The following is a 10,067-nucleotide window of genomic DNA, read 5'->3' as shown; positions in this document are numbered from 1 at the left end:
GATATAAGTCTGCAACCAACCGTTCGATGCCTCATGCTCAACTTGCCTTGCAAACCGGAGCGCGTTCATATAAGTAGGTCGCCGGCTACGCCGGCGAAACGGCAGCGCATGTCAAGCACGACAACCCAATCATCAGGAAGATTATCCAGCCCACACTGCTGCGCGAAATCGCCATCGGTCAGGGCGGCAGGCGGCGGGGTGCGTCGGGCACGAGCAAAGGGTTCCGACGAGTATCCCGAAGCGGCTCGCGCCGGCAACTCGTCCAAAGCGACAATCCCAGCGGCCGTTTTCGAGGCGCCTCTTGCGGGACTCCGGCCCCACGCCCGGGCCTGTGATGTGTCCTATATTGGATGCCTGCGCTATGAGGGAACAGACCCGAGGAGACGCGCCATGGCCACCTGGAAGCCGGATCCGAGCTTTTACCCATCCCCCCGCCTGGCAGCCAAGGCCCCGCCGGAGACCATTGCCTACGTGGCGATGTTCGACCCGGAGCGCAAGCAGCCCGACGCCATCGCCGTGGTCGACGTGGACCCGGCGTCACCGCGCTACGCCAGCATCGTCGGCAAGGTCGCCATGCCGCATGCCGGCGACGAACTGCACCACTTCGGCTGGAATGCGTGTTCGTCGTGCCTGTGCCCGAATGCGCCGCATCCGCACATGGAACGGCGCTACCTGGTGGTGCCGGGGCTGCGCTCGTCGCGCATCTATATCCTCGACACCAAGCCCGATCCGCTCAAGCCATTCCTGACCAAGGTGATCGAGCCCGAGACACTGGCCGAGCGCACCGGCTACAGCCGGCCGCATACCGTGCATTGCGGGCCGGGCGGCATCTATGTGACGGCGCTCGGCAACGCCGAGGGCAAGGGCCCCGGCGGCATCGCCATGCTCGACGCGCAAAGCTTCGATCCGCTGGGACGCTGGGAGGTCGAGCGCGGCCCGCAGTACTTTGCCTACGACGGCTGGTGGCACCTGGGCTACGACACGCTCGTCACCAGCGAATGGGGCACGCCGGACATGGTCGAGGACGGCCTGGTGGCCGACATCCTGCTCGGCGCACGCTACGGGCGCCGCCTGCATTTCTGGGACTTCACGCGTCGCAGGCACCTGCAGGAGATCGACTTCGGCGAGGAATACCAGCTGGTGTTCGAACTGCGTCCCGCCCATGACCCGACCCGGGCCTATGGCTTCGTCAATTGCGTGATCAGCCTGAAGGACCTGTCCTCGTCGATCTGGACCTGGTACCGCGACAAGGACAAGTGGGCCGTGCGCAAGGTCATCGAGATCCCGGCCGAGGCCGCCGACCCCGACCAGCTGCCGCCCATGCTCAAGGGCTTCAAGGCGGTGCCGCCTCTGGTGAGCGACATCGACCTGTCGATGGATGACCGCTTCCTCTACGTGTCCTGCTGGGGCACGGGCGACCTGCTGCAATACGATGTGTCCGACCCGTTCGCGCCGAAGCTGACGGGCAAGGTACGCATCGGCGGCATCGTCTCGCGCGCCACCCATCCGGGCGCGAAGAACGGCGCGCTCAATGGCGGGCCGCAGATGGTCGAGGTGAGCCGCGACGGTCGCCGCATCTACTTCACCAACTCGCTCTACGGCGCGGTGGACCCGCAGTTCTACCCCGAAGGCATCGACGGCTGGATGGTGAAGCTCGATGCCGCGCCGGAAGGCGGCCTGTCCTTCGACCCGAAGTTCTTCATCGACTGGCCGAAGAGCCATCGCCCGCACCAGGTGCGGCTGCAAGGCGGGGACTGCTCGTCGGATTCATATTGCTATCCGTGATGGACTCCCCCTCCGCCACGCTGGCCACCGCGTCCGCCCAGTGGGCGGCGTGGTGGCCGTGGGTCGCCATTGCCGCGCTGGGCCTGTTCCATGGCATCAACCCCGCCATGGGCTGGCTGTTCGCCGTGGCGCTGGGCCTGCACCGCCACAAGCGCAGCGTGGTGGTGCTGTCGCTGCTGCCGATCGCGCTGGGCCATGCGCTGGCGGTGGCGGTGTTCGTGGCGGCGGCGCTCACGCTTGGCAGCGCGGTGGATGCGCGGGTGTTTGCCCGCGTCGGCGGGCTGGTCCTGATCGGCTGGGCGGCCTGGCATGTGCTGCGCGGCCACCGCGGCCGTCCGCGCTTCGGCATGCAGGCGGGCATGGCCGGACTTGCGTGCTGGTCGTTCCTGATGGCGGGCGTGCACGGCGCCGGGCTGATGCTGGTGCCCGCGCTGATGCCGCTGTGCGCGTCGCCGCTATCTGGCCAGATAAGCGGGGGCAGCGCCGTGGCACCCGCCGTGCTGGCGCTGGGCCTGCATACCGGGGCCATGCTGCTGGCCATCTGCGCGGTGGCGCTGCTGGTCTATGACCGCATAGGCGTGGCGTTCCTGCGCACGGGATGGGTCAACCTGGACCTGGTCTGGAGCATCGCGCTGGCGTTGTGCGGGGTGGCGCTGCTGGTGTGGTGATTGCAGGCTGGCGATCGTGCCCGATGCGCCTCACCCGCGCAGGAACGGCAACGCCGTCTCCAGCAGCAGCTCCGGCGCCTCCTCGGCAATGTAGTGGCCGCATGGCAGGCCGTGCCCGCTGACGCGCCGCGCCACCTTGCGCCATTCGTCGAGCGGGCGGAAGCATTGGCCCACGGCGCCCTGCTCGCCCCACAGCGCCAGCATTTCGCACTCCACCATGCGCCCGGCGGCCAGGTCGGCGCGGTCATGCTGCAGGTCGATGCCAGCGCTCGCGCGGTAGTCCTCGCACAGCCCATGCGCGGCGCCGGGGCTCTGCAGGCAGCGCAGGTACTCGGCCATCGCCGCCTCGGTGAAGGGCGCCAGCCCCGCGCTGCGCGCGCCCATGGCGCTGCGCAGGTAGAGCGCGGGGTCGGCCTCGATCAGCGTTTCGGGAAACGGCGCAGGCCGGATCAGGAAGAACCAGTGCCAGTAGGCTGTGGCGAAGGCGAGGCTGGTCTGCTCGTACATCGCCAGCGTGGGCGCGATGTCGAGCGTGACCAGGCGTTCGACGCGTTCGCCGTGGTCCAGCGCCATGCGGTGCGCCACGCGCGCGCCGCGGTCGTGGGCCATGACGCGGAAGCGCTCGAAGCCGAGCGCGGCCATCAGTTCGACCTGATCGCGCGCCATCGTGCGTTTGCTGTAGTTGTCGTGGCCGGGCAGGCCGGCGGGCTTGTCGCTGTCCCCGTAGCCGCGCAGGTCGGCCGCCACCACCGTGAAATGGCGCGCGAGCGTCGCCGCGACCTTATGCCAGATCACGCAGGTCTGCGGATGGCCGTGCAACAGCAGCAGCGCCGGGCCCTGCCCACCCACGACGGCATGGATGCCCACGTCCGCACATGGCACGTGGCGATGTTCGAATCCCCTGAATCCTTCCAGCACGGGCTTTCTCCTTTCCTGTTCAGTGACCGGCAAGGCGCGACATCGTCTTCGCCGCCACATCCCGCAGCCAAGGCTGCGCCGCATGATGCCCGCGCGCGAAGCCGTCGATCTGCGCCTGCTGCGTCAGCGTCAGGCCGATCACGTCGAGGCCCTGCAGGAACATGCGGCGATGCCGCTCGCCGAGCGCGAAGCCAGCCTGGAAGCTGCCGGCACGCACGGTCATGGCGTGCAGGTCGATGACGATACGCGGCGGCTCCGGCGACGACACCCCGGCCACCAGACGGTCCACCTCGGACTGCGGCAGCATCACCAGCAGCAAGCGGTTGTTGATGGCATTCGAGTAGAAGATCTCGCCGAAGCTCGCCGCGATCACCGCGCGGATTCCGTACTGCTGCAGGCCCCACACCGCATGCTCGCGGCTGGAGCCGCAGCCGAAGTTCGGTCCCGCCACGAGGATACCGGCTTCCCGGTAGGCTGGCTGGTTGAGCACGAAATCAGGCCGGGGCTGGCCCGCTTCGTCGAAGCGCAGGTCGTGGAACAGCCCCTGGCCAAGCCCTGCCTTGTCGATGATGCGCAGGAACTGCTTGGGCATGATCTGGTCGGTGTCGAGATTGGGCATCGGCAGCGGCGCGCCGCTCCCCTCGATGCGCGCGAGCGTGGCTTCAGGCATGGGTTGGCTCCAGTTGGCGTACGTCGGTAATGCAGCCGGCCAGCGCGGCGGCCGCGGCCATGGCCGGGCTCATCAGGTGCGTGCGGCCGGCGCGGCCCTGGCGGCCTTCGAAATTGCGGTTGGTGGTGGACGCGCAGCGCTCGCCCGGTGCGAGCATGTCGTCGTTCATGGCCAGGCACATCGAACACCCGGGCTGGCGCCATTCGAAGCCGGCGTCGGTGAGCACCCGGGCCAGCCCTTCCGCTTCCGCCTGCTGGCGCACGGCGCCCGATCCCGGCACCACCATGGCCCGGACTCCGGGCGCGACGCGGCGGCCGCGCACCACGTCCGCCACCGCGCGCAGGTCTTCAATGCGCCCGTTGGTGCACGAGCCGATAAACACGCGCTGCACCGGCAGGCCCGCCAGCGAAGCGCCGGCTTCGATGCCGATATAGTCGAGCGCCCGTTGCGCCGCGGCGCGTGCCAGCGGGTCGTCCAGTTCCTCCGGCCGCGGCACGCAGGCGTCGATCGGCACGGCCTGGTCGGGGCTCGTGCCCCAGGTGACGTAGGGGGCCACGGCGCCCGCATCGAAGACGAGATCCCGCGCGAACGATGCCTCGGCATCCGAATGCAGCGCCTGCCAGGCCGCGCGCGCCCGTGGTGCCATGGCGGCATCGATGTCCGCCGCGCGCTGCAGCACATAGTCGATGGCGGCGGCATCCGGCGCGATCAGCGCGCCGCGCGCGCCCGCTTCCACCGTCATATTGCACAAGGTCATGCGCGCCTCCATCGACAGCGCGTCGATCGCAGCGCCGGCGAACTCCACCGCATATCCGCGCGCGCCCTGCGCGCTGATGTGGCCGATGATATGGAGGATCAGGTCCTTGGCCGACGTACCCGCCGGCAGCGCGCCGTCCACGCGGATGCGCATCTCGCCCGCCACGCGATAGACCAGCGTCTGGGTCGCCAGCACGTGCTCGACCTCCGACGTGCCGATGCCGAAACCCAGCGCGCCAAAGGCGCCATAGGTCGTGGTGTGGCTGTCGCCGCAGAGCACCACCATGCCGGGGCGGATCATGCCGTGCTCGGGCGCGATCACATGCTCGATGCCCTGCAGTGGATCATTGGTGTCGAACAGCGGAATGCCGTGCCGCTCGCAGTTGCGCGCGAGATTGCGCGCCTGCAGCGCCGAGGCCGGGTCGCGGATCACGCGCGGCGACTCGGCATGGGTCGGGATGATGTGGTCCACCACCGCCAGGTTCTGCCCGGGCGCCGCCACGCCACGCCCCTGCGCGGCCAGGCCCGCGAAGGCCTGCGGGCTGGTGTACTCGTTCATGATGTGCAGGTCCGCGTACAGCAGCATGTGGTCCGCGTCGAGCGCGGCCACGGTGTGCGAATCGACCAGCTTGCGATAAAGGGTGCGGGGGGTGCGAGGGGTGCTTCCAGCCATGGGATTGCCTGCGAAAGCGGATCGTTGAAGGTGAAGGCAGTGTAATCAGGAAACCGATGGCTATAATTTCCAGCGAAGACCTTCATTAGTTCCTGACATTCACGAATGGACGCCTTTTCCGATCTCGCCTTCTTCGTGCTGCTGGTCAAGCGCGGCAGCCTGGCCGGCGCGGCCCAGCAGATGGGCGTCACGCCGTCGGCGGCCAGCAAGCGGCTGGCCGCACTGGAGACCCGTCTCGGCGTGCGCCTGCTTCACCGCACCACGCGGCGGCTGAGCGTGACGCAGGAGGGCGAGGCCTACCTGGCGCAGGGTGGCCGCATCCTGGCCGAGCTGGAGGAACTGGAGCAGGGGCTCGCGGGCAGCCGGGTCGCGCCGCGCGGACTGTTGCGGGTCAACGCCACGCTTGGCTTCGGGCGGCGCCACCTGGCGCCGGCGGTGGCCGCGTTCCTGCGCGCGTATCCGCAGGTGGAGGTGCAGCTTGAACTGTCCGACCGCGCGCTCAACCTGGCCGAACAGGGCTTCGACGTGGGCGTCCGGCTTGGCGGGCTGCCCGATGCGCGGCTGAGCGCACGGCGCCTGGCCGGCAACCGCCGGCTGCTATGCGCGTCGCCGCACTACCTGTCCGCGCACGGCGCCCCGGCATCGCCACGCGAGCTGGCGCAGCACCGCTGCATCGTGATCCGCGAAAGCGACGAAACCTATGGCACGTGGCAACTGTACGCGGGCACCCGGCAGGAGACCGTCAAGGTACGCGGCCCGGCCACGACCAACGATGGCGAGACCGCGGTCGGGTGGGCGCTGGAAGGGCTTGGCATCCTGCTGCGTTCGGAGTGGGACGTCGCGCCCCTGCTGCGGACGGGCCGGCTGCAACCGGTCCTGCCCGACTGGAGCGCGGCGCCGGCCGACATCTTCGCGGTCTACCTGAGCCGCGACCACCTCTCCGCGAGGGTGCGCGCCTTTATCGACTTCCTGGCCGAGCGTTTCGCCACCGCGCCCGCGCAGCCGTACAACGGCTGGTAGCGCCGGGGGGCGGGCGCTGGCGACGGCGTCAGGCGACGTTGAAGAAATGCGTGCCGTCGCGGTCGAGCTGGGCGATCAGGCCGTACTCCCAGTCCAGGTAGGCCTGCATCGCGGCGGCCGCATTGTCGGTGCCTTCATACGGGCGGCGGTAGCGGTCCGTGCGCGGCACGGCCAGGCGCGTTTCTCCGCTTTCCACCGGCAAGCCGGCGGCGAGCCATGCGAGCGTGCCGCCTTCGACCACGTGGATCTCCGCCTGCGTCAGCGCGCGCAGGTCTTCGGCGGCGAAGCGCGCGAGCTGGCTGGTGCCGCAGGTCAGCACGTAGCGGCGTGCCGCGGGAATCCCCTCCAGCGCCCGGGCAAGCTGCGCGCGAATGACAAACCACGCACCGGGGATGTGGCGCTTTACGTAATTGGCACTGGCCGTGAAGTCCAGCACGACCGTTTGTCCATCCTGCGCATCCAGCCACGCGCTCAGCGTGGCCGGCGACACCGCCGCCACCGGCGCCGCATCGGGCGCGGGCACGCGCGGCACGCCGGATTCGCTGCGCTGCGCCGCATCGACAGGTTCCACCACCCACACGTCCCAGCCCATCTGCGCCAGCCATGACGCGCTCATGTCCGCGCGCACGCCGTCATCGTCGGCCAGCACGATGCGCGCGCCGCGCACGGGCGCGCTGTGGTCGGTCTCCTGCACGAGCTGCCCGCCCGGTGCGTTGACAAAGCCGGGCAGGTGGCCGTCGGCGTATTCCTCGGGTGTCCTCACGTCGAACCGGTAGAGCGTGCGTCCCGGTTGTTCCAGCGACGCCAGCGCCGCATGGGCAATGCGCCGCACCCCGGCGCGCGCGGCGATGGCGCGTGCCCCCTGGCGAGCCTGCTGGCGGTTGGCCTCGCCGATTTCCAGCGGCGCGCGCCGGCTCGCGCCGTGGTCCAGCGTCTGCCCCGCCAGCGTCCAGCCGATGGTGCCATTGCGCAGCGCCGCCACCGGGTTCGGAAGGCCGGCATTGATCAGCGACTGCGTGCCGATGATGCTGCGCGTGCGGCCCGCGCAATTGACGATGACCCGCGTCGACGGGTCCGGAGCCAGTTCGCGCACGCGCAGCACCAATTCGGCGCCCGGCACGCTCGTGGCCGTGGGGATACTCATGGTCTGGTACTCGTCGAAGCGGCGTGCGTCGACCACGACCACGTCGGCGCCGCTGTCGATCAGCGCCTTGACCTCCGGCGCGGGCAGCGACGGCGTATGGCGCTTCGCCTCCACCACTTCGCCGAAGGACTTGCTCGGCACGTTGACATCGCGGAACACTTCGCCGCCCGCGGCGATCCACGCATCGAGTCCGCCGTCGAGCAGGTTCACGTCGGTGTAGCCCAGCTTGCGCAGCACGCTCGCCGCGCGCGGCGCGAGGTCGGTGCCGTCATGCGCGCCATAGACCACGATCTGCGTGTCGCGGCGCGGAATGCGCGCCCATGCTTCCAGTTCCAGCCTGGACAGCGGGAAATTGGCAGCCCACAGCGGATGCGACTGGGCAAACGGGTCTTCCTCGCGCACATCGAGCAGCGCGATCTCCCTGCGGTCGAGCAGGGCCTGGCGCACGGTCTGGCTGGCGATCAGCGGATATTGTTCTGCGGAAGCGGTCATGATGCGGCGGAATCCTTCGAGCGGTCCCACGGATTGGGCAGGTAGGGGTTGGCGTAGCCGGAGACGAACGGCTTGCGTTCGCCGGCCTCGGTATAGACGCTGCGGCGCACGCCGCCGATATTGGCGCCGTAGACGTGGATGCTGATCGAGACGCGGTCGTCGTAGGCGTTGTGCACGCGATGGATGTCACCGACCGTCGGGGATACCGCTTCCACTTGTCCCGGCTCCAGCCGCGTCGGCTCGCCGTGCGCCACCGGGCGCCCCGCGGCATCGATCACGAACGGCTGCGAATACTCGGCGCCGCGCAGCATGCCGATCAGGCCCCACACCGTGTGGTCGTGGATGGGCGTGCGCTGTCCCGGGCCCCAGACAAAGCTGACGACGGAAAAGCGCTCGGCCGAATCGCAGTGCAGCAGCATCTGCTGGTAGTACTCGGGATGCGGCTGCGCGAAGGCATCGGGCAGCCAGTCATCGCGCGCAACCAGCCTGGCGAGCAGCGCGCCGCCTTCGCGCAGGATGCGCGGCTCGTCGGGCTGCTGATCCAGCAGCGCCGTCAGGCCGGTGATGAACTCGCGCAGCGGCGCAAGCGTGGCGCGGCCGGCGGTGAGGGATTCACTCACACAGGTCTCCTGATGTGTCATTGTCCGAGCGCCGCGCGGCCCGCCGCGACCAGGATCGAGTCGTTCTGCGGCGTATGGATGCGGCTGCACAGCACGTCGCGGTAATGTCGCTCCAGCGGGTTGTTGCGGCTCAGGCCATGGTTGCCCGAAAGCCGCAGCGCCAGTTCCACCGCGCGGATCGCATTGCCCGTGACCGTAAACTTTAACAGTCCGCTGTCGGTCGGTGTCGGCGGCGTGCCGGCATCGGTGCGCGCCGCGGCATCGTCGAGCAGCGCCTGGTTGGCATGCAGCAGCGCGGCGATCTCGCCGATCGCTTCCTGCACGCGCGCCAGCGTCGCCAGCGGCGCGCCAAGGCTGCCGGGTGCGCGCTCACGTACAAAGCCGCGGACCCAGTCGAAGCCCGCGCGCGCCACGGCGTCATAGAGGCTGCCGAGCAGCACCACCATCCATGCCTGCTGGTCGCCGTTGGCGTCCACGTCGGCCTGGCTCGCGCCAGCTGGTGCCCAGGCCGATGGCTCGCGGATATCGACCGCGTTCGCGGGCGGAATCCAGACATGGTCGAGCACGGTCTCGTGGCTGCCCGATGCGCGCAGGCCCATGTGGTTCCAGTTCTCCACGACACGGATACCCGCGGCGCCGGCCACGGGACGCGGCACGAGGAATACGCCCACGCGCGGTTGGGGCTCGTCGGTACGTGCCCAGACCGATAGCCAGCGCAGCGCGGGAATGCCGGTGCTGTAGAGCTTGCGCCCGCTCAGCCGCCAGCCATCGGCCACGCGCGTGGCGACCGTCGCCGGCAGGCCGCCGCGCGCGGGCGAGCCCAGGTCCGGCTCCACGCGCAGCGAATTGATCAGCGCGCCATCCTCGACCGCGCTTGCGAACACCTGCCGGCGCAGCGGCTCTGGCCAGTGGGCATCCACGCGGCCGATGGCGCGGTGCTGAAGGTAGGTCATGGTCAGCACCAGCGCAGTCGCGGCATCGCCCGCGGCCACCGCGCCGATGATGCGGCGGGCCTCGGCCAGGCCGGCACCGCCGCCACCGTGGGCGCGCGGCACCACCTGCGCGATCAATCCGTACTGGTGCAGCAGCGCGAAGTTCTCGTGCGGGAAGCTCGCGTCAGCATCGTGCTGCGCGGCGCTGGCCGCGAGGCGCGGCGTCAGCCGGGCGAGCACATCGCCGAGCAGCGCCTCGCTGCCCGGCAGCCGGCGCAGGGAAGACAGGGACATGGTGGATTCCTGGCAAGGCGCGGCGCGCGAACGCACGCCGCAGGTGAATGCCGCATAGCGTACCGCCGCCGTGACGCTTCGAGAACGACGCATCC

9 protein-coding genes are annotated in these 10,067 nt (G+C 69.7%); 3 read left to right on the top strand and 6 right to left on the bottom strand.

Annotated elements, in window-relative coordinates; translation table 11 throughout:
- Positions 1 to 390: 390 nt before the first annotated feature.
- Positions 391 to 1,785, top strand: coding sequence for a selenium-binding family protein (locus KHO22_RS25890; RefSeq protein WP_211950027.1), 1,395 nt, complete (start codon positions 391 to 393; stop codon positions 1,783 to 1,785).
- Positions 1,785 to 2,453, top strand: a complete 669-nt coding sequence (locus KHO22_RS25885) for a hypothetical protein (protein WP_211950026.1) — start codon at positions 1,785 to 1,787, stop codon at positions 2,451 to 2,453. Before KHO22_RS25890 ends, KHO22_RS25885 begins: the two co-directional genes overlap by 1 nt.
- 30 nt (positions 2,454 to 2,483) lie before the next feature.
- Here the strand turns inward: KHO22_RS25885 and KHO22_RS25880 are convergent, their stop codons facing one another.
- The 3 genes from KHO22_RS25880 to leuC are packed head-to-tail and all read right to left on the bottom strand — an operon-like array spanning position 2,484 to position 5,470.
- Positions 2,484 to 3,431, bottom strand: a complete 948-nt coding sequence (locus tag KHO22_RS25880) for an alpha/beta fold hydrolase (RefSeq protein ID WP_211950025.1) — start codon at positions 3,429 to 3,431, stop codon at positions 2,484 to 2,486.
- Positions 3,391 to 4,041 carry a 3-isopropylmalate dehydratase small subunit gene (leuD, locus tag KHO22_RS25875; RefSeq protein WP_211950024.1) on the bottom strand — a complete coding sequence of 217 codons (651 nt, stop codon included), beginning with the start codon at positions 4,039 to 4,041 and terminating at the stop codon, positions 3,391 to 3,393. The genes KHO22_RS25880 and leuD overlap by 41 nt, the downstream gene beginning before the upstream one ends.
- Complete coding sequence (gene leuC / locus KHO22_RS25870) at positions 4,034 to 5,470, bottom strand: 3-isopropylmalate dehydratase large subunit (protein WP_211950023.1); 1,437 nt, start codon at positions 5,468 to 5,470, stop codon at positions 4,034 to 4,036. The genes leuD and leuC overlap by 8 nt, the downstream gene beginning before the upstream one ends.
- Before the next feature lie 105 nt (positions 5,471 to 5,575).
- Between leuC and KHO22_RS25865 the strand changes: the two genes are divergently transcribed.
- The gene (locus tag KHO22_RS25865) at positions 5,576 to 6,490 is read left to right on the top strand and encodes a LysR family transcriptional regulator (protein WP_211950022.1); all 915 of its coding nucleotides are present in this window, start codon (positions 5,576 to 5,578) and stop codon (positions 6,488 to 6,490) included.
- Between the two features lie 28 nt (positions 6,491 to 6,518).
- Here KHO22_RS25865 and KHO22_RS25860 read toward each other — a convergent pair whose 3' ends face one another.
- The 3 genes from KHO22_RS25860 to KHO22_RS25850 are packed head-to-tail and all read right to left on the bottom strand — an operon-like array spanning position 6,519 to position 9,972.
- A complete protein-coding gene (locus KHO22_RS25860) occupies positions 6,519 to 8,126 on the bottom strand; it encodes a rhodanese-related sulfurtransferase (protein WP_211950021.1) in 1,608 nt (535 codons plus the stop codon).
- Complete coding sequence (locus KHO22_RS25855; protein WP_230427022.1) at positions 8,123 to 8,767, bottom strand: cysteine dioxygenase family protein; 645 nt, start codon at positions 8,765 to 8,767, stop codon at positions 8,123 to 8,125. Before KHO22_RS25855 ends, KHO22_RS25860 begins: the two co-directional genes overlap by 4 nt.
- Positions 8,764 to 9,972, bottom strand: a complete 1,209-nt coding sequence (locus KHO22_RS25850; protein ID WP_211950019.1) for an acyl-CoA dehydrogenase family protein — start codon at positions 9,970 to 9,972, stop codon at positions 8,764 to 8,766. Before KHO22_RS25850 ends, KHO22_RS25855 begins: the two co-directional genes overlap by 4 nt.
- Positions 9,973 to 10,067 lie beyond the last annotated feature (95 nt).

It is taken from the genome of Cupriavidus yeoncheonensis, from assembly GCF_905397275.1.
Classification (GTDB): domain Bacteria; phylum Pseudomonadota; class Gammaproteobacteria; order Burkholderiales; family Burkholderiaceae; genus Cupriavidus; species Cupriavidus yeoncheonensis.
The sequence above is the reverse complement of the archived record's forward strand: the minus strand, read 5'-3'. Positions and strand labels throughout refer to the sequence as shown.

Coding starts and splice junctions, on each gene's coding strand:
- KHO22_RS25890 (WP_211950027.1), top strand. CDS start 391: ATGGCCACCTGGAAGCCGGATCCGAGCTTTTACCCATCCCCCCGCCTG.
- KHO22_RS25885 (WP_211950026.1), top strand. CDS start 1,785: ATGGACTCCCCCTCCGCCACGCTGGCCACCGCGTCCGCCCAGTGGGCG.
- KHO22_RS25880 (WP_211950025.1), bottom strand. CDS start 3,431: ATGTGGCGGCGAAGACGATGTCGCGCCTTGCCGGTCACTGAACAGGAA.
- leuD (WP_211950024.1), bottom strand. CDS start 4,041: ATGCCTGAAGCCACGCTCGCGCGCATCGAGGGGAGCGGCGCGCCGCTG.
- leuC (WP_211950023.1), bottom strand. CDS start 5,470: ATGGCTGGAAGCACCCCTCGCACCCCCCGCACCCTTTATCGCAAGCTG.
- KHO22_RS25865 (WP_211950022.1), top strand. CDS start 5,576: ATGGACGCCTTTTCCGATCTCGCCTTCTTCGTGCTGCTGGTCAAGCGC.
- KHO22_RS25860 (WP_211950021.1), bottom strand. CDS start 8,126: ATGACCGCTTCCGCAGAACAATATCCGCTGATCGCCAGCCAGACCGTG.
- KHO22_RS25855 (WP_230427022.1), bottom strand. CDS start 8,767: ATGACACATCAGGAGACCTGTGTGAGTGAATCCCTCACCGCCGGCCGC.
- KHO22_RS25850 (WP_211950019.1), bottom strand. CDS start 9,972: ATGTCCCTGTCTTCCCTGCGCCGGCTGCCGGGCAGCGAGGCGCTGCTC.